Raw genomic sequence first — 22,734 nt, forward strand, 5'->3', positions numbered from 1 at the left:
CACGCATCATGAACGAACTTCCTATTCTGCCGCTGGCCGGCCGCACTATTTGCTACGTCCCGATCGCCAGCTTGCCCGGTGTGGAGCGGCTTCCCTTTTCCCTGCGCATCCTGCTTGAAAATCTGGCGCGGCAAGCGCGCCAGGGGCTGGATACCGCGTCCGAGATGTCCGCGCTGTTGAATCGCGACACCGGGGCCGGACTTACCTTCTACCCAGCGCGCGTCTTCGGCCAGGACATCCTTGGCCAGGTCATGCTGGTCGACATGGCGGGTCTGCGGGATGCCGTCGCCGATGCAGGCGGCGACGCCAGCGCGGTGCGCCCCAAGGTGCCGGTGGATGTCATCATTGACCACTCGCTGCAGGTGGACCGCTGGGCCAGCGCCGACGCGCGCCAGGTCAATCTGGACAAAGAGTATGAACGCAATGGCGAGCGCTTCGCGTTCTTGCGCTGGTGCAGCAGCAGCTTCGAAGGCGTGCGAATCGTGCCGCCGGGCAAAGGAATCATGCATCAGATCCATCTTGAAAACATCGGGCAGGTGGTTCGCATCGAGACGCAGCGGGGCGAGGAATTGGCCATTCCCGATACCTGTGTCGGCACCGACAGCCATACGCCCATGATCAACGGCCTGGGCATCCTGGGCTGGGGCGTGGGCGGCATCGAAGCAGAAGCCGTGATGGTCGGAAAGCCAGTTGCGCTGGCGTTGCCCGAAGTGGTAGGCGTTGAGGTGCGCGGCCAACTGCGCGAAGGCGTCATGCCCACGGATCTTGTACTGGCTATCACGCAGCAGATGCGCAAGATCGGGGTGGTAGGCCAGTTCGTCGAGTTCTTCGGCAACGGCCTTGAAACCCTGTCCCTAGGCGACCGCGGGATGATCGCAAATATGGCACCGGAATACGGCGCCACGGCGGTTTACTTTCCCATCGACCACCGCACCCTCTCGTACCTGCGCATGACAGGCCGCGACGAATCCCAACTGGAACTGGTGGAGGCCTATGCCAAGGCGCAGGCCCTCTGGCGCGATGCCGCCACGCCGGCGCCGGTGTTCGACCGTGTCATCACCATCGTGCTGGACGACATCGCTCCGTGTCTTGCCGGCCCGCGCAACCCCGAAGATCGCGTGCTGTTGGGCGAGGCGAGGCGCGCGTTCGAACAGCATCACATCGACATCGCCGGGGTACCCGTGGATGACCGTCGCAAGGTGGCCGTGCAGGGCGCGGACTACGCGCTGCACGACGGCGCCGTCGTCATTGCAGCCATCACTAGTTGCACCAACACGGCCAACCCGGTCAACATGATGGCGGCGGGCCTGGTGGCGAAGAAAGCCGTTGCTTTGGGACTGCGCACGCAGCCATGGGTAAAGACGTCACTGGTGCCCGGCAGCCATGTGACCGCCGCAGTGCTGGAAAAGGCCGGTTTGCAAAACGCCCTGGATACCCTGGGCTTTCACGTCGCAGGCTTTGGCTGCACAACGTGCAACGGCGGCTCCGGTCCGCTGCCCCAGCCCATCGCAGACGCCATCGAACGTGAAAAGCTGGTGGCCACCGCCGTGTTGTCCGGCAATCGGAATTTTGAAGGCCGCATCCATCCCAATGTGCGCGCGGCCTATCTGGCGTCGCCCGCCCTGGTCGTCGTGTATGCGCTGACCGGCACGCTGCTGCACGACGTCACCACCGACTCCATCGGGGTGGATGAGGCCGGCAACCCTGTGTACCTGCGAGACGTGTGGCCCACCGCGACCGAGATCGCCGCGCTGGTGGACACCACGTACGAACCGGAAATCTTCCGCGCCAAATACGCGGATCTTTTTGACGGCGGCCCGCAGTGGGACGCGCTATCGGGTACGGCCAGCGAACGTTTCAACTGGCAGCCCGACAGCACCTACATCCGCCAGCCCCCGTACTTCGACGGGCTGCGTGCGCAACCTTCGCCGGTGTCCGACATCATCGGCATGCGGCCGCTCGCCATCCTTGGCGACTCCGTCACCACGGATCATATTTCGCCGTCTGGCGCGATCAGCCTGGGCACGCCCGCCGCCGATTTCTTGCTGGCCAAAGGCGTGCAAAAGGCGGACTTCAACAACTACACCACGCGCCGCGGCAACCATGACGTCGCTGTGCGTGCCACGTTCGCGAACATTCGGCTGCGCAATCGTATCGTTCCCGGCGTAGAAGGCTGCTATACACGCCTGATGCCCGAAGGCGAGCAAATGCGGATCTTCGAGGCGGCAGAGGCCTATCTGCAACGGAAAACGCCGCTTACCGTGATTGCAGGCCGCAACTACGGGTGCGGTTCGTCGCGCGACTGGGCGGCCAAGGGCGTGGCATTGCTAGGCGTGAAGACCGTGATCGCCGAAAGCTTCGAACGCATCCATCGCACCAATCTCGTGGGCATGGGCATACTGCCGTTACAGTTCGAACCCGGCACCACAGCCGATTCGCTGGCGCTTGACGGCTCTGAAACGATTGATGTCCTGGGCTTGAGCGAACAACTAGCTGTTGGGGATCGTGTCAAGGCCGAAATTCACCGAGCTGACGGCACCACGACCACAATTGCGCTGATCGTGCGGCTGGACACGGCCGAGGACGTCGAATACTGGCGCCATGGCGGAATCATGCCCCTCGTCTGGCGAGACTATCTGCACCAAAACAGCCACCCCTAACCCCCTCCCCGCAGCGCGAAAGGCTCGCCCGGCATCGACCGGGCGGGGCATCGTTCGCCCTGCGATTTGATAACCATAACAAAGCCAGGAGACAAACCCATGCTTACCCTGCTTGCCTACGGGATGATCATCGCGTTCATGGCGCTCATCATGAGCGGACGAGCTACCGCCCTGATCGCCTTGATCACTGTTCCCATCCTGTTCGCCCTGCTTGGCGGCTTCGGCCCGGAGATCGGCCCGATGGTCATGAGCGGCCTGCGCGCCATTGCACCGACCGGCGTATTGCTCATGTTTGCCATTCTGTACTTCGGCCTGATGATCGACGTGGGGCTGTTCGACCCGCTGATCCGCGCCATCGTCCGCGTCTGCCAGGGCGACCCCATGCGGGTGATCGTCGGCTCTACCCTGCTCGTGCTGTTGGTGTCGCTGGATGGCGATGGCTCAACGACCTACCTGCTGTGCCTGACAGCCATGTTGCCCTTGCACCGCCAACTGGGGATCAATTCGCTGATCCTGCCCTGCCTGGCGATGCTGAGCAACAGCATCATGAACATCTCGCCCTGGGGCGGCCCGACGGCACGCGTCATGAGCGCGCTTCATCTGGATGCCTCTCAAGTCTTCCTGCCGCTGATTCCCGGCATGATCGCCGCGTCCGCCGTGACGCTGGGCATCGCATGGTGGTTCGGCCGCCGTGAACGCGCCCGGCTCAAGACCATTCAATGGCGCGACGCCGCACCGGTCATGGAATCTCCGCTGGGCGGCGACGCTCAGCTGTCCAGCCATCCTCGCAGCAAGCCGCTGATGATTTTCAACCTGATCCTGACCTGCGCGCTGATGGTCGGGCTGGTGGCCGGTGTACTGCCATTGCCGCTGCTGTTCATGGGCGCGTTCGCGATCGCGATCTCGGTGAACTTCCCGTCGCTGCAAGACCAAAAAGAGCGCATGGCAGCACACTCAGCAAGTGTGGTTGCCGTGGTTTCCGTGATTTTTGCCGCAGGGATCTTCACCGGCATCCTGTCGGGCACGAAGATGACTGACGCCATCGCCCAAAGTGTGATCGGCATCATCCCGGAGTCGGCGGGCAATTTCCTTCCGCTGATCACGGCGCTGCTCAGCGCACCGATGACTTTCTTCCTGTCGAACGACGCCTTCTACTTCGGTGTCGTGCCGATCCTGGCCGAGGCGGGCAAGGCCTACGGCATCGCGCCCGAGATCATCGCGCGCGCTTCGTTGCTGGGGCAGCCGGTCCACCAATTGAGTCCCCTGGTGGCCGCGAACTACGTACTGATAGGCATCGCGGGCGTGGAGTTCGGCGCGCACCAGCGGTTCACGTGGAAATGGGCAGTGCTGCTGGCGCTGGTGATGATTGCCGTGGCCGGTTTGATCGGCGTGGTGCCGCTGTACTGACGCGCAGCAGCAAAGCCCAGACTGAAGCACATTACAAAACACCTGAGGAGACAACCATGGACATTCACATGGCTACTGAGTATGACATTCAAAACGAATCCCGGCGCCGCGCCATGCGATCCTTATCGGGCTTGGCCATGGCGGCGCTGTCCCTGCCGCTGTCCCGGATGAGCTTGGCGGCGGGCCAGTATCCCGAAAAGGCCATTTCGCTCATCGTTCCGCAACCTGTCGGCGGCGATGCGGACGCCGTGTGTCGGCTGCTGCAACCGCTTTGGCAAAAGGCGCTGGGCCAGTCCGTAATCGTAGACAACCGCGCCGGGGCCGCGGGCAACATCGGCACGGCCGCCGGGTCCCGTGCGCCCAATGATGGTTACACGCTGACGTTTGTGAACCAGGGAACGATGACCATCAACCCCTTTCTATACAAGGACCCTGGCTATCACGTGGCAGACCTTGCGCCCGTGAGCCTCATGACGTCGATTGATCTCATCATCTGTGCGCATCCATCAGTACCCGCCGCGAACCTTGCCCAGTTCCTGGCGCTTGCCCGCAAACAACCTGGCGGCTTCACCTACGGCACTGCCGGCAATGGCAGTGCCAATCACCTTGCAGGCGAGATGCTCAAATCCATGGCGGGCGTCGATCTCGTTCATGTGCCCTATCGAGGCGGCGGCCCGGCAATGATCGGTGTTTTGGGCGGCGAGATATCCACGGTCGTTGCCTTTCCGTTGGCCGCGTTGCCGCACATACGCTCTGGCAAGCTGAAGGCCTTGGCCATTACCGGCAGCCAGCGCAACCCCGCTCTGCCGGACGTGCCCACGGTGGCTGAAAGCGGCGTGCCGGGATATGAATTCACGTCGTGGATGGGCCTAGTCGCGCCCAAAGGAACACCCTTGGACCGGATTGAAACTGTGGCCGACGCCACGCGGCAAGCCATGGGAGATCCATCGGTCCGTCAGCGCCTGAACGACGCAATGACCACGCCTGATGCGGGCGGACCGGAAGCGCTACGCGAAATCATCAATAAGGATTCGGAAAAGATGTCCGCGCTGATATCCAAGTTCCAGCTCAAAATCGACTGATACTCGGGGCGGCGGCCACTACGCCGCTTCATGGACGGCGACGCGCTAGAATCCTGCCATGGAGAAAACGAAGGAACTTACCTCGGTACAAGCCCGCGTTGTCCGCGAGATCGTCGCACTGGTGCGCCGTGAGAAGCGCGAGGCGGGCAGCCCTCTGGCAGAAGTCGCGCTTGCGGAAGCGATCGGTACGTCGCGAAGCCCCGTACAAGTCGCCTTGCGGCATCTGTCGGAGCTGGGCCTCGTGCACCGGGACGCCAACCGCCGCTTCGTGCTGACACGAGCTGCGCAGGACCTGGACGAAGAGGCGCGGACCTTACTCGCAGAGCCTGACGATCCTCTCTACGACAGGATCGCCCGCGCACGGCAAGCGGGGGAACTGCCTGACGAGGTCAGCGAAGCTCAGTTGATGAGGCTGTTCGGCGTCGCGCGCAGCACCCTGCGAAAGGTACTTTCCCGGATAGCAAAAGAGGGGTGGGTGGAACAACGGGTCGGCAACGGTTGGTTGTTCCTACCTATGATCGACTCCCCACAGGCCTACGAAGAGAGCTATTTGTTCCGGCAGTCGATAGAACCAGCCGCGATTCTGAGCCCGTGGTTTACAGCAGATCGAAACGAGCTCCAAGGCTTGATCCTGGAGCAGCGGTTCATCGTTGACGGTGGCTATCAAACGATGACTGCAATTGAGCTCTTTGAAGCAAACTGCCACTTCCATGAAACCCTAGCAAAATGGTCTGGCAACCGATTCGTCCTGCAGGCGATTCAACGCCTAAATGAACTTCGCCGCCTGGTAGAGTATCGGCAGGCCAGTGCGCGTACGCCACGGCGCGCCCAAGCAGAAGAGCATCTGGCCATTCTCGCCGCGATTCAAACGCAGGATCTTATAGAAGCTGCCGGCCTGATGCGCAAACATCTCGAGGATGCCAGACGCGCGAAGGTCTACGGACAGAGCGGGTTCTCTGCCAAAGAAGTCCAGGACCGGCCAAATGGTGTCTTAGCGCTTCAAGGGATGGAAGATTCCACGGTTTCCACGCGAGAAAGGTCTTGATCAGCATCGCATATGGCCTTATGCAGGGGGCGTGGCCAGCATCGATATGACTTTTTGAGTTCCCATGGACGGCCGCGAAGGTCAGCTCCCGGCCGATTCTGTTGAAAAACTCGCGGCCGTCTCGGTCGTCTGGCAGAATTTGCAAAGCGCCAACGAGTTCGGAGAGCACCGACATGATGGGTCATCAAGCGAGCGGGCAAGAGCGGCTGTTCTACGCTTTCAACCTTGAAGACGTCGTTCCGCCGACCCATCTTCTTAGAGCCATCGATCGCTGTCTGGATCTGAAGGAACTCCACCAACACCTGGCGAAGCACTACAGCCATACGGGCCGTCCGTCCATTGACCCCGAACTTATGATCCGTATGCTGATCGTTGGGTATTGCTACGGCATCCGCTCCGAGCGTCGTCTGTGCGAAGAGGTTCAACTGAATCTTGCATATCGATGGTTCTGTCGTCTCGGCCTCGAGGATGCAGTGCCCGATCACTCGACCTTCTCCAAGAACCGACATGGACGTTTCCGCGCCAGCGATACCTTCCGCTGGTTGTTCGATGAAGTGGTCCGTCGTTGCATGGCTGCGGGCCTAGTAAAAGGCGAAGGCTTCGCTGTCGATGCCAGCGTCGTGGCTGCTGATGCGAACCGCCAGCGCGGTGTTCCTGCCAGTGAGGCCACCGACTGGTCGAACCCCGCACTCAGCACGCGTGCCGTGCGCGAGTATCTCGAAGCGCTCGACGACGAAGCGTTCGAACAAGCCGTTCCCCGGCGAATCTCGCTGACCGATCCGCAGTCACGGTGGACGGCCGCCCCTGGCGGTCCCGCATTCTTCGCTTATTCGACAAACTATCTGATCGATACCGAGCATGGCGTGATCCTCGACGTCGAAGCCACCCCTGCACATCGCACCGCAGAAGTGGACTCTACCAAGACGATGGTGGATCGCGTCGAGGAACGATTCGACATCATCCCTGATCGGCTCATCGGCGATACCGCTTACGGCACGGCTCCGATGCTGGCGTGGATGGTGCAAGACAAGGGGATAGAGCCGCACGTCCCCGTCTGGGACAGAACCCAGCGCAAGGACGACAGTCTATCGAGCAGCGACTTCGAATGGGATGGCGAGGCCAACGAATATCGTTGCCCCGAGGGGCATGCACTGCGCAGCGAGCGGCGCATGTTCAAGATCGAACGCACTCACGTCACCAAGGCGGGCACCGTAATCTACCGAGCCAGCAAAACGGACTGCGGTAAGTGCGCGATGAAGTCGCAATGCTGCCCCAATACGCCGATGCGCAAGATCGCTCGCAGCATTCACGAGGATGCACGCGATGCAGCCAGGCGTATCGGCGCCACTGTGCAGTACCAGCGCTCACGTCACGAACGAAAGAAAGTCGAGGTGCTGTTTGCACACCTCAAACGTATTTTGAAGATCGACCGCTTGCGGTTGCGCGGACTTACTGGTGCAGCAGACGAATTCACGCTTGCAGCAGCCGTTCAGAACCTACGTCGTCTTGCGATGCTTACCTCTCCGGGGCCACCGATTCAGGGCACAGGTGCGCCCAGTTGAGGCGAAACCCACCGATTAACAAGGCAACCGGGCATCAGTACCCGGTTCCAATCGAAAAAATGGCGAAAGCCGCCAGGTCATCGGCCTTGTAAGCGCGACCAAGCGCGACGCGCAATCGAGTTTTTCAACAGAATCGGCCAATTCCGGACAATCGACACAATGCCCCGAATCGCTGACAATCTCGACTGATCACTGACCCAATGAACCATGATGAGCATCATGAAGATTGCAGCCCTGTCGGATATTCACGGCAACCTCGCGGCTCTAGACGCCGTGTTGAATGACGCCCATCAGCACAACGTTGACGTGATCGTGAATCTCGGTGACATACTATCCGGTGCACTCTATCCATCTCAAACGGCTGATCGGTTGATGCCTCTCGGACTGCCGACAATCAAGGGCAACCACGAAAGGCAACTGCTTGCCGGCGATCGGTCCCGCATGGGACTGTCAGACCGTTTTGCCCACCGCGCGCTACGAGATGATCAACTGGCATGGATACGCGATATGCCGACGACATTACGACTCGCCGAAGACATCTTGCTTGTGCATGGCACGCCAGAGAGCGATTTGTTCTATTTCCTCGAGACCGTAACGGAACATGGGTGTCGGCCAGCGACGTTTGATGAGGTCGAAAGCCGCGCTTGCGATGCCAACGCGACTCTGATTCTCTGTGGGCACACGCACCTGCAACGATCGATGCGACTCGATCAGAGGTGCCTGATCGTGAACCCAGGCAGTGTCGGGCTGCAAGCATATGAGGATAGTCTTCCGTTTCCGCATCGTATGGAAATGGGGTCACCACACGCTCGTTATGCCCTCGTCACGAGAACTCTGGCGGGATGGGACGTCGAATTTCGCGCTGTTGAATACTACTGGCACGAGGCTGCGAATGTAGCCGCCCGGAACCGGCGCCCCGAATGGGAAAAGGCTCTTCGTACAGGGCATTGCTGAATCTATCGTCGCGGGAATCAGAATGGTGCATCCGCGTCCGGGAAGCGCATTGTCGCTTGTGGGTCGTCCTCGACATTTCGACAAGGACGGTCGGCGGCCAAGACGGTCATTACTGTCCACCTCCGGGCCTTCCACCCGTGCACGGGCAATGGAATCCTGAGGTCTATTCGATTGATAGGAAAGCAGGCACTATGTTCTCCCACGTTTTTGTCAGCGTCGGCGATTTCGACCGGTCGCTGGCTTTTTACCGCGCGGTGTTCGACTGCATAGGTATCGAACTGCGGTTCTGCGATCGCGATAGGCCTTGGGCGGGATGGCACAGCAGCGGCAACCAACGGCCCTATTTCGTAATTTGTCGACCATACAACGGTCAGCCGCATGCCCCTGGTAACGGCCAGATGGTCGCTTTCATGGCGCGAACGCGGGAGTCTGTGCACCAAGCCCATCAGGCCGCTCTGGACAACGGGGGCGCTTGTGAAGGTCGCCCAGCATTGCGCCCTCACTACCACGAGCATTACTACGGCGCATATTTTCGGGATCCCGACGGAAACAAGCTATGCGTCGCCTGCCACACCCCGCCTGGTCAGTGACTACAGTCCGCAGCTCACTGCGTCATGTAGAACCTACAGCGACCAATAAACCTCGCATGTTGAGGGCGGACTGACGCGCAACGCTGCAAGGCCTACGCCTAAAGGCCAGAGCTGAACGGCAGCAACGGGTCGACAACGCCATTTGCGGTACGGCGTACAACCTTAACCTCGAACGCTTCAGGTCCTGCAACGGTTGTAGCCTCAGCGCCCGGCCGTAGTCCTAGATCCACGAGCACACGGAGAAATCGTGAAGTTTGACGTTTACGGTAGATTTGCGCTGGAAGTGCTTCATACGAGCCGCGGATGGGAGGTGTATCACCTTACCGACGGCAAGCATGTGCGTGCGGATGACATCATTATCCCGGAGGATGTGGCCGCTGGAGACATCGCGGAATACCTTGATGATCTCCTGCACGAAATGGCCCGACCTGGCGACAGGATCGTAAAGTTGTGAGGGGCATTCTCGCCAACGCTGACGGGCATCCAGACGCGAGCGGAACCACGGTCGCGGTTTCAGAGGATGGCGCCGGCATAGATCGGCGTGCAAAGCGAGACCGACTTTATTCCGCGCGACCGACTTTATTTCCCGTTGAAAGAGGGAAATAAAGTCGGTCGCAGTCGCGGCTCGCAACCCATTGATTTTGAAAGACTTCGAAGATTTGAAAACTTGGCTCAAAGTCGGTCGCACCCTAGGCTTTCCCGCCGTCAGCGCAAGAAAATTGAACAAAAGTCGGTCGCAGGCGGTTCGGATTCGTAAACGTAGGACGGCGATTGAATCAAGAGCGACCAGCAGATCACGTACGACCTGCTGGACCAAAACGCGTGTTGATCATCCACGGCACCGGCTCTAATTGGCTCAACCACGACCACTTTCGCGTGGTGTTCCTGGGCAACATGAAAGACATGACGGAAGCCATCGGCCGAATCGAGCGCTTCCTGTCGCGCATGCGCGAGAAAGGCTCAGTCCCCTCAGCCCCGCCGCGCGGCAGCCCGGTTGCCGCGCGCGCTTCCCGCAGTCTCAGTCACGCACGGCGAAGATCGCGTTGGCCTTGAGCACATTGCGATCTCCCACCCGCACATAGCAGGTGGCATAGATCAGGCGGCGGCCGCGCTTGTCGATCGTGCCGTGCACCTCCACCCAGTCATCCATCTTCACGCTGCTCAGGTAGTCCAGCGCCATCTGCGCCGTGACCACAGCCGTGCCGGTTTCCTCCACCAGCACGGTGCCCAGCGCGCAATCCACCAGCGTGGCCAGGAAACCGCCATGCGCGATGCCGTGCACATTGGCATGCGCCGGCGTGATCCGCACCGCCAGTACTTTCTCCGAAGCGTCCCAGTACAGCTCGCCCAGATCCGCCATGCGGGTCATGAAGACGCTGGTCGAGTCCCAGGGGACATATTGGCCAGGAATGTTCAAACTGGATCCCACGAGAAAACATCGGCGGACGTGTCCAGCGGCATGAACGATGCGCGCAGTGCCGTCATGCCATGCGCGGCGATGCCCTGCGCCGTCCAACCGTCGGAGCTGTGCACCGATCGAACGGGCCGCGACTGGCTCATCAGGAAGATCTCGTTGAGCCGGATCGCGAAGATCTGCCCAGAGACATCGCGCGAGGCATCGGACGCAAGATAGCAGACCAGCGGCGCGATCGTCTCGGGCCCCATGCGGCGAATCTTCTCGACGTGGCGCGCCTGCTCGGGCGTCCTGGCCGGAATCGTCTCGGTCATGCGGCTCCACGCCAGGGGTGCGATGCAATTGGAGCGCACGCCGAATGCCGCCATGTCGAGCGCCATGGCCTTGGACAGGCCTACGATGCCCAGCTTGGCCGCGCAGTAGTTCGCCTGGCCGCGATTGCCGATCACCGCGGAGTTCGACGTCATGTTGATCAGGCTGCCCGTCTGCTGCGCGCGGAAGTGCGCGGCTACCGCATGGCTCAGGTTGAAAGTGCCGTACAAATGCACGCGCACCACCGCGTCGAAGTCTTCGGGCGTCAGCCGGTGGAACATCTTGTCGCGCACGATGCCCGCGTTGTTGACGATGGCGTCGACACGGCCATAGGTGTCCAGCGCGGCTTGCACGATGCGTTTGGCCGATGCGTACTCGGCCACCGAGTCGCCGCTGGCGATCGCCTCGCCTCCCGCCGCCCGGATCTCGTCGGACACCTGCTGCGCTGTGCCCCGCACGGAGCCCGCGCCGTCCAGCGTCACGCCCAGGTCATTGACGACCACGCGCGCGCCCTCTTGCGCCAGTGCCAATGCCGCGGCGCGCCCAATGCCTTGCGCCGCACCCGTCACCACCACCACCTTACCTTCCAGCATGTCTGTCTCCAGTGTTTCGAAGCGAATCGAGAATTTCGTGGCTCGTCGCGCATCGGCGCGAATGCCCGCTAGAATTGCAAAAAAACCCTATAAAACGAGGATGACGGCATGCGCTACGAACTGACCGACCTGAAGCTTTTCCTGGCGATCGCCGATGCCAAGAGCCTGTCGGGCGGCGCAGACACCGTCCATCTCACGGCCTCGTCGGCCAGCTACCGCCTGAAGAACCTCGAACTGGCCATGGGCGTGCCGCTGTTCAAGCGCGAGGCGCGCGGCATGGAACTGACGACCGAAGGCGAGTTCGTGCTCAAGCACGTGCGCACCCTGTTGGCCGGCGTGGCGCGCATGCACGGCGAGGTCAGCGGCTTCGCCAGCGGACTCAAGGGCAACGTCAAGCTGTTTGCCAACAGCAGTTCGCTCAACAGTTTCATCGTGCCCAGCCTGGCGCGCTTTCTCAGTGCCAATCCCAGCGTCAACATCCAGCTCGAGGAACGCTCCAGCACCGCCATCGAATCGGCCATCGCGGGCGGCGAGGCGGACATCGGCATCTTTGCCGGCCACGCCGAGTCCGCCGGGGTCGAGGCGGTGCGCTATGCCGTCGATGAACTGGTGATCGCCGCGCCGCTGGACCATCCCATCGCCGAACACCAGGTCGTGCGCTTTCCTGCCGCTCTGGACCTGGATTTCGTCTGCATGAGCCGCAACAGCAGCAACTACATCTTCCTGCGTGACATGGCCAAACTGGCCGGGAAGATGCTGCGCATCCGCATCCACGTGCACACCTTCGAGGCCGCGCTGTCAATGGTGGAAGCCGGCGTGGGTGTCGGCCTGGTGCCGCGCAGCATCGCGGCGGCGGCCCTGCGCACGCAGCGCATCGCCGCCGTAGCCCTGAACGAGCCCTGGGCGCTGCGCGAGCTGACGTTGGTCACCTCGGCCTCCACGCCCATCTCGCCCTTTGTCGAGCAGGTCGCCCGCTACCTGCTGGACGACCCCGTCGTGGCGGCCACCCGCCAGGGACGCTGAGTCTGCGCTAGCCCGCTTGTTTCTCGCGCTTGCGCGCCAAGAACTCGTTCATGAAGCGCTGCGGTTCCCCCGTGTTGAAGGCGCGGCCAAACTCGGCCACGCTGTCCTCGATGGCCTCGTCGATCGACATCCGGTCCCAGCGGCGCAGCAGCGTCTTCTGCTGACGCAGCACCGCTGGCCCCAATGCGGCCAGCGCCAGCGCCTGCGTGCGCACCGCCTCGTCCAGGCCCTCGGCTGGCACAGCCTCGTTCACAAGGCCCCAGGCCAGCGCCTTGGACGCGTCGATCAGATCGCCGGCCAGCAGCATCCATGCGGTATGCGCCGAGCCGATCAGCGAGGGCATCAGCGCCGCATGGATCACCGAAGGAATCCCCACCTTGACCTCGGGCATTCCGAACTGCGCATGATCGGCGGTGATGCGCAGATCGCAGGCCAGCGCCAGCTCCAGGCCGCCACCCAGGCACCAGCCGGGAATGCGCGCGATGACCGGCACGGGGAAGTGGCGGACTGCGTTGCAGAGGTCGCGAAGATTGGAAATGAATTGGCGGGCAGAGGCCTCGTCCAGCGCGGCCATCTCGGCGATGTCCGCGCCCGCGACAAATGCCCGGTCGCCCGTGCCGCGCAACACCAGCACGCGCACTGCGGGGTTGTCGGCTAGGCGAACCATTGCATCGCGCAGATCGGCGATCACCGGTGTGCCCAGGATGTTCAACACGCCCGCGTTGGCGAGGGTCAGGACGCCGACACCCTCGGCGTCGATGTCCGCCCTGGCGTGGGCAAGCTCAAAAGAATACGCGCTGCTCATGATGCGATCTCCTAGTTCATCTTTTCGAACTTGATGTCCTCGACCACCTTGCCCCAGTGGCCATACGACTCGGCGATCAACTGGCCGAAGACCTTGCGCGGCATGTAGGCGGGAATGGCGCCCTGCTTCTCGATGGCCTCGATGGTGGCGGGGTCGGCCAGCGTTTCCTTCACCGCGGCGTTCAGCTTGTCCAGCACGGCGTCCGGCGTACCGGCGGGCGCGGCCAGCCCGAACCACGAGGGATTGTTCATGGCGGGCAGCCCCGCTTCCGCGTACGTCGGCACGTCGGGCAGCACCTTCAGGCGCTGCTGGGCGGCCACCGCCAGCGGACGGATGCGCTGCGCCTGCATCAACGGATAGGACGAAGGAATGTTGTCGAAGACCACCTGCACCTGGCCGGCCACCAGGTCGTTCAGCGCCGGGCCCAGTCCCTTGTACGGCACGTGCAGCATGCGCGTGCCCGTGGTCTGCATGAACAGTTCGCCGTTCATGTGGCTCAGCCCGCCGTTGCCGGATGAACCGAACGCGTACTTGTCCGGCGAGGCCTTCAGCAGGGCCAGGAAGGCGCCGATGTCCTTAACAGGCAGTTCGGGATTGACCACCAGCACATTGGGCACGTCGGCCAGGTTGCTGATCGGCGCGAAGTCCTTGACCGGGTCGTAGGCCTGCTTGACATACACGTTGGGATTCACGGCGTGCGAACTCTCTACCGCCATGACCAGCGTATAACCCTCGGCGGGCTGGCGGGCCGCATAGGCCGAACCGATGTTGCCGCCCGCGCCAGGCCGGTTCTCGATGATGACCGACTGGCCCAGCACCATGCCCAGCTTGTTGCCGACCACGCGGGCGACGATGTCGGTGGTGCCGCCCACGGCATAGGGCACGACCAGGCGGATGGGTTTGTCGGGATAGCCGGCGGCGGCAGCAGGCAAGGCCGCGCAGGCCAGCAACGCGGCCAGGGCGTGATGGATGATTTTCATTGCAGTCTCCAGTGTGGTTATCGATTCTTCGTCGCGTCCGCCAGCACGGCGCCGGTGTGCTCGCCTAGCAGGGGCGGCGCGCTGCCCAGCGATTGCGCGGGCGTGCCAGCCAACAAGGGATTGCGTACCAGCCTGACCGGGCCCAGCACCGGATGCGTCGTTTCTTGCAGCAGTTGCCTGTGCTTGACCTGTGGATGCGCGAACACCTCGTCCAGCGTGTGGATCGGCCCCCAGGGCACGCCCGCCGCGTCGAACGCATCGGTCCAGCGGATGCGGGCCTCGCGCGCCAACACCTCGGCGATCAGAGGACGCAGGATCGCCATGTTGACCAGCCGCGCGCTGTTGGTGCGAAAGCGCGCGTCGCTGGCCCAATGCGGCTGTTGGACGACGCCGCAGAATTTCGTGAACTGGCCGTCGTTGCCGATCGCCAGGATCAGGTGGCCATCGGCGCAGGCGAAGACCTCGTACGGCGCGCAGTTGGGATGGGCGTTGCCGGTACGTTGCGGCACCTGGCCGGACACCAGGTAGTTCGCTGCCTGGTTGGCGTTCAGCGCCACCGCCACGTCCAGCAGGCAGATGTCCAGCGGCCTGCCCCGCCCCGTCTGGTCTCGCTGGCGCAGCGCCGCCAACACGGCCGAGGTCGCATACATGCCGGTCATCAGGTCAACCACGGCCACGCCCGTGCGCAAGGGGCCAGCGCCCGGCGTGCCGTCGGGCTGGCCCGTATAGCTCATCAGCCCGCCCATGCCCTGGAACACGTAGTCGTAACCCGGTTTGGCCGCCATCGGGCCATCCTGGCCATAACCCGTGATGGACAGGTATACCAGCCGTGGATTGATCTCGGACAGCGCGGTGTAGTCCAGGCCGTACTTGGCCAGTCCACCCGCCTTGTAGTTTTCGACGAACACGTCGGCATCGGCCACCAGCTCGCGGATCCGGGCTTGGCCCTGCTCGCTGGCGAAGTCGATGGCCACCGAGCGCTTGCCGCGGTTGCAGGCCATGAAATAGGCCGACATGCGGTCTTGGCCATCGGGTGCGATCTGGTCAGGCGGTCCCCAGCCGCGGGTATCGTCGCCGCGCTCGGGATGCTCGATCTTGATGACGTCCGCCCCCATGTCGGCCAGGTTTTGGGTACACCAGGGGCCTGCCAGGATGCGCGAGAGGTCGACGACCTTTACGCCGTGCAAAGCGTTGTGAAGCATGTTGTCTCCGGATTTTCGGGGTATGCGAAAAATTATGTCAGCGGCATGTCCGGGCGAGGAGTCGAATGTTTCGAACGCAGCGTTCGCGAGGATTCAAGCAGCCCCACCCGTCCCAGAGACGGCTGCCTCGCGTTTGAGACACACGAAGCCAGCGTTCGAATTTTCCTGATTGAGTCCCCAAAACCACGCCTCCATACTCGTCGGGCAACGGTGACGCGCGCCCCGAAGCGCCGCGCCGTTACGCAAGCGACTAATCAAAGATCTGGAGACAGCATGACCCGCAAGCTCTTTCGCCGTGCCGCGCTCTGCGCCGCGTTCATCGGTACGCTGGCCTCGGCGCCGGCGTTCGCCGATTACCCCACCCGCCCCGTCACCGTCGTCGTCTCGTTCGCGCCTGGCGGCATGACCGACATCGTGGCCCGCATGCTGAGCGCCGAACTGGGCAAGAAGCTGGGCCAGACCTTCGTGGTCGAGAACCGTCCCGGCGCCGCCGGCCAGGTCGGCACCGAAATGGTGGCCCGCCAGAAGAACGACGGCTACACGCTGCTGATCAGCGCCACTGGCCACGTCATCGGCCCCGCCGTCAACGACAAGGTCCACTACGACCCCATCAAGGACTTCGCCCCCATCTCCATCCTGGCGCGCGCGCCGAACTTGCTGGTCGTCAACGCGGGCCTGCCCGTGCACGACATCAAGGAGTTCCTTGCCTGGGGCAAGCAGCAGAAAGGCGTGCCGTACGGGTCGGCGGGCTTCGGCGGCTCCACTCACCTGGGCGGCGAGTGGCTGAAGAAGATCACCGGCATCCCGATGGAGCACATCCCCTACAAGGGCGCCTCACCCGCCACCAACGCGGTGGTCTCGGGCGAATTGAAAGTCGCCGTGCAGGACTCGATGAGCGTCGCGGCGTTCATCAAGTCGGGCCAGCTGCGACCCATCGGCACCGTCAGCGCCGAGCGCAGCAAGCTGTTCCCCGACCTGCCTACGTTCGCAGAGTCCGGCGTCAAGGGCCTGGACGTCTACACCTGGCTGGGGTTCTACGCCCCCGCCGGCACCGACCCGGCCATCATCGCCAAGCTCAACGCGGCCACCAACGAAATCATGAATTCGCCCGAGATGGTGGAGCGCCTGACGGCGCAGAACAGCGAGACCCTAGGCCGCATGACGCCGCAGCAGGCCGCTGACTTCGTGGCGCAAGAAACGGCCAAGTGGAAGAAGGTGGTGCAGACCACGGGCGTGAAGGTCGAGTGACCGCAAAGGCCCGGCGCGCAGCCGGGCTCTTTGGGATCTCCTGAGAAAAAGCCGCCGGCGGGAGCCTAGACATCCCGCCGGCGGCTTTCCCACATGGGGCATCAGAACGATTTCGCTCCTTGCTCGGCCAGCTTCAGCAGCAAGGGCGCGGGCGTCCAGTGTTCGCCGTGCTCGTGCTGCAGGGCCTGTATGCGAGCCAGCGTCTCTGAAATACCCAACGTCTGGGCATGGAACATGGGACCGCCCCGTGCGCCCGGAAACCCGTAGCCGTGCACGTAGACCACGTCCACGTCGGAGGCTCGCTGCACGATGCCCTCGTCGATGATGCGCGCGCCTTCGTTCACCAGCGCCAGCACGCAGCGCGACACGATCTCGTCGTCGGTGACGGCCCGGCGCTCGATACCGGCCTCGCGCGCGCATTGCTCGATGAGGCCGTCGACGACCGGATCATACAGCGGCTGCCGGCTGCCCGCCTCGTAGCGGTAGTAGCCGCCACCCGTCTTCTGCCCGAAACGCCCCTGCTCGCAGATGCGGTCGGCCACCTTCGAATAACGCAGATGCGCCGGCCGCGTGGGCGCCAGGCGCTTGCGGGCGGCCCAGTTGATGTCCATGCCCGCTAGGTCCGCCATGGCCAGGGGACCCATCGCCATGCCAAAGCGCGTCATCGCGTCGTCGATCTGCCGGACGGACGCGCCCTCTTCCAGCAGGAAGCCGGCTTCGCGCCAATAGCCCGTCAACATGCGGTTGCCGACAAAGCCCTCGCACACGCGCACCAGCACCGGAATCTTGCCGATCTTCTGCGCCATGGCCATGCAGGTGGCGATCGTGTCCGCGCCGGTGGCCTGGCCGCGCACCACCTCCAGCAGCTTCATCACATTGGCCGGGCTGAAGAAATGCAGGCCGATCACGGCCTCGGGACGGCGGGTGACGGCGGCGATCTCATCGATGTTCAGGCGCGACGTGTTGGTGGCCAGGATCGCGCCCGGCTTGCAGACCTCGTCCAGTTGACGGAACACCGCCTGCTTGACGGCCATGTCCTCGAACACGGCCTCGATGGCCAGGTCCACGGTCTTCAGGTCGCCGACATCCAGGCTGGGCGCGATGCGCGCCAGCCTGGCCTGCACGCCCGCCGCATCGAGCTTGCCCTTGGCGGCGGTGATCTCGTAGTTCTTGCGGATCAGCGCCAGCCCCCGGTCCAGCGCCGCCTGGTCGCGTTCGTACAGCACGACCTCGCAGCCCGCATTGGCGAACGCCATGGCGATGCCGCCGCCCATGGTGCCCGCGCCCAGGATGCCGACGCGCGCGACTTCGCCCGGCCTGGCGCCGCCGATCACCCGCGCGGCTTCCTTTTCGGCGAAGAACAGATGACGCAGCGCCTTGGACGTGTCTCCGGCGACCAGGGCATCGAAATGCCGGCGCTCTTCATCCAGGCCCGCCTCCAGGGGCAGGCGAGTCGCCGCCTCGACGCAATCGATGGCCGCGCGCTGCGCCAGAGCATTGCGGGCACGGGCGTTGACCTTGGCGCGCGCCTGCGCGAAGTCCACGTCGCCCCGAACCGCCCGCTGGCCGGCGACCGGGTGGCGGGCATGGGCGGCGCAGCGGATCGCATATCGCAGGGCGTTGCCCAACAGGTCGTCCTGCACCACCTCGTCGACCAGGCCGGCCTGCCGGGCACGGCCCGCGTCGAAGGGCTTGCCCGACTGGATCATCTCCAGCGCACGCGCCACGTCCATCACGCGTGGCAAACGCTGCGTGCCGCCTCCGCCAGGCACCAATCCGAGGTTGACCTCGGGCAGCCCCAGGCGGGCGCCGTCCAGCGCCAGCCGGTAATGGCAGCCCAGCGCCAGCTCCAGGCCGCCGCCCAGGGCAAAGCCCTGGATGGCCGCCACGATGGGCTTGCCCGATGCCTCGATGGCGGCGATCACGTCCCGCAGCATGGGGCGGGCCGTTGCCGCGGGCGTGTTGAACTGGCGGATGTCGGCGCCGCCGCAGAAGGCCCTGCCTTCGCCGATGACGACCACGGCCACGATGGCCGCGTCCGCCCGCGCGCGCGCCAGGCCCTCGTACAGGCCCGCCCGCACCGTATCGCCCAGCCCGTTGACGGGCGGGTTGTCCAGGAACAGGACGGCAACGGCATTGTGCGTCTCGTAGCGTACGGTGGTCGACAGCATGGTCGACCGGCGTTCAGTGCTGTCGGTCATGGAAGATCCTGCAAAGTTGCCGCCGGCGCCAGGCGCTGGTAGCGGTTGAGATGATGGTGCGCATCGCCCAGCGTGTAGTCGATCGCCATCAGGCGCTTCACGTGGCGGCCGACGCCCAGTTCCTGCGTCATGCCCATGCCGCCATGCAGATGGATGCTCTGCTGCCCGATATGGCGGCCAGCCTGGCCGCACTTGTACTTGGCCGCCGAGGCCAGCCGGGCGCACGACGGATCGCCGGCCTGGGCTGCCGATGCCGCCCGCCACATCAGCGAGCGCGACGGTTCCAGCAACAGCAGCATGTCGGCCAGCCGATGCTGCAAGGCCTGGAACGCGATCAGGGGCTTGCCGAACTGTTTGCGGGTTTCCAGATAACCGCGTGTGGTGTCCAATAGGGCCTGCATCGATCCCACGGCTTCGGCGCACAGGCCGATGCGCGCCAGGTCCGCCGCATGCGCCAGCGCCTGTCCCGCCAGGCCCAGGCACGCATCGGCCGGCACCCGGCAGCCGGAGAAGCGCAGATCCGCGTAACTGCGCCCGTCCAGCCCGGCCTGTCCGCGCCGGGCGAGTCCTTGCGCCGCGCCATCCACCAGGAAGACCGCCACGCCGTCATCGGTACGGGCGGTCACCAGCAGATGCGCCGCGCCGGCGCCATGGGCAATCCGGCACTTCGCGCCGTCCAGTACCCAGCCATCGCCGTCGCGCCGGGCCAGGGTCCGCACATCGTCGAGCGAGGCGTCGGAATGCGCTTCGGTATGCGCCAGAACGGGTGCCGCGCGGCCTTCGGCCAGCGCCGCCAGCAAGGCCTGGGCACGGTCTGCCGCAGGCAGCAGGGCCAGCAGCTGGCCGCACAGCAGCGCACTGATGTCGTACGGCTCGGTCACCTGGGCATATCCGAGCCGCTGCATCACCACGCAGACGTCGGTCAGCCCTGCCCCCATGCCGCCCGCCGATTCCGGCAGGCCCAACCCGATCAGGCCCATGCCGGCGAACGCCTGCCAATGCGCCGAATGGACCGGATCGGCCGTGGGGTCGCAGGCGCCACGCGGCTGGCCCACGGCCGGATACTCCTGCGACACGTAGCGCGCCACCGCGTCATCCAGCAGGCGCTGGTCTTCGGTCAGGTCTCTTTGCACGGTTATGCCTCCAGGCCCGACTTGGCGATGATGTTCTTCTGCACTTCGTCCGTGCCACCATAGATCGATATCTTGCGCAGGTTCAGATAGAACCCCGGTATGGCCTGCAAGGCCTCTTCCAGCGTGGGTTCACCGTCCATGTATGTGCGCTCCAGCGCCTCGGAACAATAGGCCAGTCCGTGCATGCCGGCCATGTCGGCCTGCATCCGCGAAATCGCCTGCGCCAGGTTGGACCCCATCAGCTTCAACATCGACGCCTCGGCGCCGTGCCCTGCGCCGCGCTGCGTCCGCGCGATCAGCCGCAGGTTGGTCTGCTCCAGCGCCAGCGTGTCGATCTCGAGTTCCGCCAGCCGGCTGGCATGCAGCGGATCGTCGGCCAGCGGCTTTCCATCGACCAGGCGCTCGGTGGCATAACGGCGCAAATGGGCAAGCTCGCGCTTGGCCCGCCCCACCCGCGCGGCGCCGAAGCGCTCGTGCGACAGCAGATACTTCGCGTATGTCCAGCCCTGGTTCAACTCGCCGATCCAGTGCGAGCGCGGCACGGCCACCTCGTCCAGGAACACCTCGTTGATCTCGTGGCCGCCATCCAGCGTCTCGATCGGCCGCACCGACACGCCGGGACCGCGCATGTCCACCAGCACGAACGAGATGCCCTCCTGCGGCTTGCCCCCCGCGTCGGTACGCACTAGGCAGAACATCATGTCCGCATACTGCGCATACGTGGTCCAGGTCTTCTGGCCATTGACGACCAGCACGTCGCCCACCTGCCGGGCGGACGTCTTCAAGGACGCCAGGTCCGATCCCGATCCCGGCTCCGAATAGCCCTGGCACCACCAGTCCTCGCCGCTGAGGATACGCGGCAGGAAATGCCGCTTCTGCCAATCCGAACCATAGGCCATGATCACCGGGCCGACCATGCGCAACCCGAAGGGCACGGTCTCGGGCGCGCCGGCCAGCGCGCTCTCTTCGTCGAAGACATCGCGTTGCTCGATGCTCCACGCCGCGCCGCCGTGCTCCGCCGGCCAGTTGGGCGCGACCCAGCCCTGCTCGCGCAGGATGTGATGCCAACGCAGCAGGTCCTGCTTATCGAGGCGCTGGTGATCCATCACTTTGCGCCGCAAATCCGCGGGCAGGCGCTCGCGCAGGAAATCCCGCACTTCCTGACGAAACGCAGCCAGATCAACCGCCATCGCCCACCTCCAGCGCGAATTGCAACGGCGCCTCGGTCGCGTCCTGCAAGGCCCGGCGCGTCAGGCCGGGTGCCATGCCGCGCACGACGAAGCCCTCGGCCGTCACGTCCAGCGTCGCCAGATCTGTGTAAACGCGGTCGACGCAGGCCGCGCCGGTCAGCGGCAGGTCGCACACGCGCTTCAGGCGCGGACGGCCATCGCGCGTGGTGTGCTCCATCAGTACGTGCACACGCTTGGCGCCCACCGCCAGATCCATCGCGCCGCCCACCGCGGCGGCCAGGCGCGTATCGCCCAGCGACCAGTTGGCCAGGTCGCCGCGCTCCGACACCTGGTAGGCGCCCAGGATGCAGTAATCCAGATGCCCGCCCCGCATCATCGCGAACGAGTCCGCGTGATGGAAGAAGCTGCCGCCCACCGCCAGCGCCACGCTGGTCTTGCTGGCGTTGGTCAGGTCGGGGTCGACGGGATCATCCGCCGTGCGGGCGCGCATGCCCAGGATGCCGTTCTCGCTGTGCACCGTGATGCCATCCTCGGGCCGCCAGTGATCCAGCGCCATCACGGGCATGCCGATACCGAGGTTGACGTAGGAGCCCGCGGGAATGTCCCGCGCGGCGCGGCGCGCCATTTCGTCGCGTGTGAACCGTTCGATCATGATTGCGCTCCATACCAGGCGTCGGACACCTGCACCACGCGCTGCACGAAAATGCCCGGCGTGACGATGTGTTCCGGGTCCAGCTCGCCCGCCTGACCGAGGGTATGCACCTGCACGATGGCCGTGCGGCCCGCCATGCACATCAGGGGACCGAAGTTACGGCCCGCCTTGCGATACATCACGTTGCCCAGCGGGTCCGCCCGATAGGCCTTCACCAACGCATAATCCGCGCGCAACGGCCTCTCAAACACATGGCCCACGCCGTCGATCATGCGCGTTTCCTTGCCTTCGGCCAGCAGCGTGCCGTAGCCCGTGGGCGTGAAGAAGCCTCCCAGCCCGGCGCCAGCGGCCCTCAACCGTTCAGCCAGGGTGCCCTGCGGCACGCACTCGTACTCGATGCGCCCCTCGGCGAAGGCAGACTCGAAGGCCTGCGACTCGGCTCCGCGCGGATACGATGCGATCAGCTTGCGTACCCGTCCCAGCCGGATCATGCGGGCCAGGCCCGCGTCGCCGGTGCCGCTGTTGTTGCACACCACCGTCAGGTCGCGCGCGCCCTGCTCCACCAGGGCATCGATCAATTCGACCGGCTGTCCGGCCAGGCCGAAACCGCTGATCAACACGGTCGCGCCATCGGGCACGTCCGCCAGCGCCCGTGCGGGCGACTCCACTATCTTGTCCATG

At 64.2% G+C, this 22,734-nt stretch carries 20 protein-coding genes; 10 read left to right on the forward strand and 10 right to left on the reverse strand.

Annotated elements, in window-relative coordinates; all coding sequences use genetic code 11:
- Positions 1-8: 8 nt before the first annotated feature.
- The 8 genes from acnA (at position 9) to A9974_RS12220 (ending at position 9,754) form a co-directional block, all read left to right on the forward strand.
- On the forward strand, positions 9-2,660 hold the full coding sequence (acnA, locus tag A9974_RS12185) for an aconitate hydratase AcnA (protein ID WP_183004350.1): 2,652 nt from the start codon (positions 9-11) through the stop codon (positions 2,658-2,660).
- 99 nt (positions 2,661-2,759) lie between these two features.
- Positions 2,760-4,067, forward strand: a complete 1,308-nt coding sequence (locus A9974_RS12190) for a CitMHS family transporter (RefSeq protein ID WP_183004351.1) — start codon at positions 2,760-2,762, stop codon at positions 4,065-4,067.
- Positions 4,068-4,123: 56 nt separating this feature from the next.
- Positions 4,124-5,149: a tripartite tricarboxylate transporter substrate binding protein gene (locus A9974_RS12195; RefSeq protein ID WP_183004352.1), complete on the forward strand. Its 1,026-nt coding sequence runs from the start codon at positions 4,124-4,126 to the stop codon at positions 5,147-5,149.
- A 58-nt stretch (positions 5,150-5,207) separates the two neighbouring features.
- Positions 5,208-6,194 (forward strand): GntR family transcriptional regulator, encoded by a 987-nt coding sequence (locus A9974_RS12200; protein ID WP_183004353.1) that lies wholly within the window; start codon positions 5,208-5,210, stop codon positions 6,192-6,194.
- A gap of 173 nt (positions 6,195-6,367) precedes the next feature.
- Positions 6,368-7,756 carry a transposase gene (locus A9974_RS12205; protein ID WP_105560528.1) on the forward strand — a complete coding sequence of 463 codons (1,389 nt, stop codon included), beginning with the start codon at positions 6,368-6,370 and terminating at the stop codon, positions 7,754-7,756.
- 219 nt (positions 7,757-7,975) lie between these two features.
- A complete protein-coding gene (locus A9974_RS12210) occupies positions 7,976-8,710 on the forward strand; it encodes a metallophosphoesterase (RefSeq protein WP_183004382.1) in 735 nt (244 codons plus the stop codon).
- A gap of 191 nt (positions 8,711-8,901) precedes the next feature.
- Positions 8,902-9,300 carry a VOC family protein gene (locus tag A9974_RS12215; RefSeq protein ID WP_183004354.1) on the forward strand — a complete coding sequence of 133 codons (399 nt, stop codon included), beginning with the start codon at positions 8,902-8,904 and terminating at the stop codon, positions 9,298-9,300.
- A 247-nt stretch (positions 9,301-9,547) separates the two neighbouring features.
- Positions 9,548-9,754 (forward strand): hypothetical protein, encoded by a 207-nt coding sequence (locus A9974_RS12220; protein WP_183004355.1) that lies wholly within the window; start codon positions 9,548-9,550, stop codon positions 9,752-9,754.
- Positions 9,755-10,318: 564 nt separating this feature from the next.
- Here A9974_RS12220 and A9974_RS12225 read toward each other — a convergent pair.
- Complete coding sequence (locus tag A9974_RS12225; RefSeq protein ID WP_370539624.1) at positions 10,319-10,717, reverse strand: PaaI family thioesterase; 399 nt, start codon at positions 10,715-10,717, stop codon at positions 10,319-10,321.
- On the reverse strand, positions 10,714-11,619 hold the full coding sequence (locus A9974_RS12230; RefSeq protein WP_183004356.1) for an SDR family NAD(P)-dependent oxidoreductase: 906 nt from the start codon (positions 11,617-11,619) through the stop codon (positions 10,714-10,716). The genes A9974_RS12225 and A9974_RS12230 overlap by 4 nt, the downstream gene beginning before the upstream one ends.
- 108 nt (positions 11,620-11,727) lie before the next feature.
- Between A9974_RS12230 and A9974_RS12235 the strand changes: the two genes are divergently transcribed.
- Positions 11,728-12,642, forward strand: a complete 915-nt coding sequence (locus A9974_RS12235; protein ID WP_183004357.1) for a LysR family transcriptional regulator — start codon at positions 11,728-11,730, stop codon at positions 12,640-12,642.
- Positions 12,643-12,649: 7 nt separating this feature from the next.
- On the opposite strand, the gene A9974_RS12240 is transcribed toward A9974_RS12235, so the two are convergent.
- From A9974_RS12240 to A9974_RS12250, 3 genes are read right to left on the reverse strand one after another with little or no spacing between them, the layout of a single operon-like run.
- Positions 12,650-13,447 carry an enoyl-CoA hydratase gene (locus A9974_RS12240; RefSeq protein WP_183004358.1) on the reverse strand — a complete coding sequence of 266 codons (798 nt, stop codon included), beginning with the start codon at positions 13,445-13,447 and terminating at the stop codon, positions 12,650-12,652.
- A gap of 11 nt (positions 13,448-13,458) precedes the next feature.
- Positions 13,459-14,427, reverse strand: coding sequence for a tripartite tricarboxylate transporter substrate binding protein (locus A9974_RS12245; RefSeq protein WP_183004359.1), 969 nt, complete (start codon positions 14,425-14,427; stop codon positions 13,459-13,461).
- Between the two features lie 17 nt (positions 14,428-14,444).
- Entirely contained in the window at positions 14,445-15,629 is a 1,185-nt protein-coding gene (locus tag A9974_RS12250; protein ID WP_183004360.1) for a CaiB/BaiF CoA-transferase family protein, read from the reverse strand.
- Between the two features lie 273 nt (positions 15,630-15,902).
- On the opposite strand from A9974_RS12250, the gene A9974_RS12255 reads away from it, so the two are divergent.
- Positions 15,903-16,877, forward strand: coding sequence for a tripartite tricarboxylate transporter substrate binding protein (locus A9974_RS12255; protein ID WP_183004361.1), 975 nt, complete (start codon positions 15,903-15,905; stop codon positions 16,875-16,877).
- 101 nt (positions 16,878-16,978) lie between these two features.
- Here the strand turns inward: A9974_RS12255 and A9974_RS12260 are convergent, their stop codons facing one another.
- Genes A9974_RS12260 through A9974_RS12280 form a run of 5 tightly spaced genes read right to left on the reverse strand, consistent with a single transcriptional unit; the run spans position 16,979 to position 22,733 of the window.
- On the reverse strand, positions 16,979-19,078 hold the full coding sequence (locus A9974_RS12260) for a 3-hydroxyacyl-CoA dehydrogenase NAD-binding domain-containing protein (RefSeq protein ID WP_183004362.1): 2,100 nt from the start codon (positions 19,076-19,078) through the stop codon (positions 16,979-16,981).
- Positions 19,075-20,211 carry an acyl-CoA dehydrogenase family protein gene (locus A9974_RS12265; RefSeq protein WP_183004363.1) on the reverse strand — a complete coding sequence of 379 codons (1,137 nt, stop codon included), beginning with the start codon at positions 20,209-20,211 and terminating at the stop codon, positions 19,075-19,077. Before A9974_RS12265 ends, A9974_RS12260 begins: the two co-directional genes overlap by 4 nt.
- A 2-nt stretch (positions 20,212-20,213) precedes the next feature.
- Positions 20,214-21,401, reverse strand: coding sequence for an acyl-CoA dehydrogenase family protein (locus A9974_RS12270; protein ID WP_183004364.1), 1,188 nt, complete (start codon positions 21,399-21,401; stop codon positions 20,214-20,216).
- Complete coding sequence (locus A9974_RS12275; protein ID WP_183004365.1) at positions 21,391-22,053, reverse strand: 3-oxoacid CoA-transferase subunit B; 663 nt, start codon at positions 22,051-22,053, stop codon at positions 21,391-21,393. The genes A9974_RS12270 and A9974_RS12275 overlap by 11 nt, the downstream gene beginning before the upstream one ends.
- Positions 22,050-22,733, reverse strand: coding sequence for a 3-oxoacid CoA-transferase subunit A (locus tag A9974_RS12280; RefSeq protein WP_183004366.1), 684 nt, complete (start codon positions 22,731-22,733; stop codon positions 22,050-22,052). The genes A9974_RS12275 and A9974_RS12280 overlap by 4 nt, the downstream gene beginning before the upstream one ends.
- Position 22,734: the final 1 nt, after the last annotated feature.

This window comes from Achromobacter sp. UMC71 (genome assembly GCF_014170305.1).
Classification (GTDB): Bacteria; Pseudomonadota; Gammaproteobacteria; order Burkholderiales; family Burkholderiaceae_B; genus Achromobacter.

What these genes read in the sequence shown, in the direction of transcription:
- acnA (WP_183004350.1), top strand. Translation starts at nt 9, where the DNA reads ATGAACGAACTTCCTATTCTGCCGCTGGCCGGCCGCACTATTTGCTAC.
- A9974_RS12190 (WP_183004351.1), top strand. Translation starts at nt 2,760, where the DNA reads ATGCTTACCCTGCTTGCCTACGGGATGATCATCGCGTTCATGGCGCTC.
- A9974_RS12195 (WP_183004352.1), top strand. Translation starts at nt 4,124, where the DNA reads ATGGACATTCACATGGCTACTGAGTATGACATTCAAAACGAATCCCGG.
- A9974_RS12200 (WP_183004353.1), top strand. Translation starts at nt 5,208, where the DNA reads ATGGAGAAAACGAAGGAACTTACCTCGGTACAAGCCCGCGTTGTCCGC.
- A9974_RS12205 (WP_105560528.1), top strand. Translation starts at nt 6,368, where the DNA reads ATGATGGGTCATCAAGCGAGCGGGCAAGAGCGGCTGTTCTACGCTTTC.
- A9974_RS12210 (WP_183004382.1), top strand. Translation starts at nt 7,976, where the DNA reads ATGAAGATTGCAGCCCTGTCGGATATTCACGGCAACCTCGCGGCTCTA.
- A9974_RS12215 (WP_183004354.1), top strand. Translation starts at nt 8,902, where the DNA reads ATGTTCTCCCACGTTTTTGTCAGCGTCGGCGATTTCGACCGGTCGCTG.
- A9974_RS12230 (WP_183004356.1), bottom strand. Translation starts at nt 11,619, where the DNA reads ATGCTGGAAGGTAAGGTGGTGGTGGTGACGGGTGCGGCGCAAGGCATT.
- A9974_RS12235 (WP_183004357.1), top strand. Translation starts at nt 11,728, where the DNA reads ATGCGCTACGAACTGACCGACCTGAAGCTTTTCCTGGCGATCGCCGAT.
- A9974_RS12240 (WP_183004358.1), bottom strand. Translation starts at nt 13,447, where the DNA reads ATGAGCAGCGCGTATTCTTTTGAGCTTGCCCACGCCAGGGCGGACATC.
- A9974_RS12245 (WP_183004359.1), bottom strand. Translation starts at nt 14,427, where the DNA reads ATGAAAATCATCCATCACGCCCTGGCCGCGTTGCTGGCCTGCGCGGCC.
- A9974_RS12250 (WP_183004360.1), bottom strand. Translation starts at nt 15,629, where the DNA reads ATGCTTCACAACGCTTTGCACGGCGTAAAGGTCGTCGACCTCTCGCGC.
- A9974_RS12255 (WP_183004361.1), top strand. Translation starts at nt 15,903, where the DNA reads ATGACCCGCAAGCTCTTTCGCCGTGCCGCGCTCTGCGCCGCGTTCATC.
- A9974_RS12260 (WP_183004362.1), bottom strand. Translation starts at nt 19,078, where the DNA reads ATGACCGACAGCACTGAACGCCGGTCGACCATGCTGTCGACCACCGTA.
- A9974_RS12270 (WP_183004364.1), bottom strand. Translation starts at nt 21,401, where the DNA reads ATGGCGGTTGATCTGGCTGCGTTTCGTCAGGAAGTGCGGGATTTCCTG.
- A9974_RS12275 (WP_183004365.1), bottom strand. Translation starts at nt 22,053, where the DNA reads ATGATCGAACGGTTCACACGCGACGAAATGGCGCGCCGCGCCGCGCGG.
- A9974_RS12280 (WP_183004366.1), bottom strand. Translation starts at nt 22,733, where the DNA reads ATGGACAAGATAGTGGAGTCGCCCGCACGGGCGCTGGCGGACGTGCCC.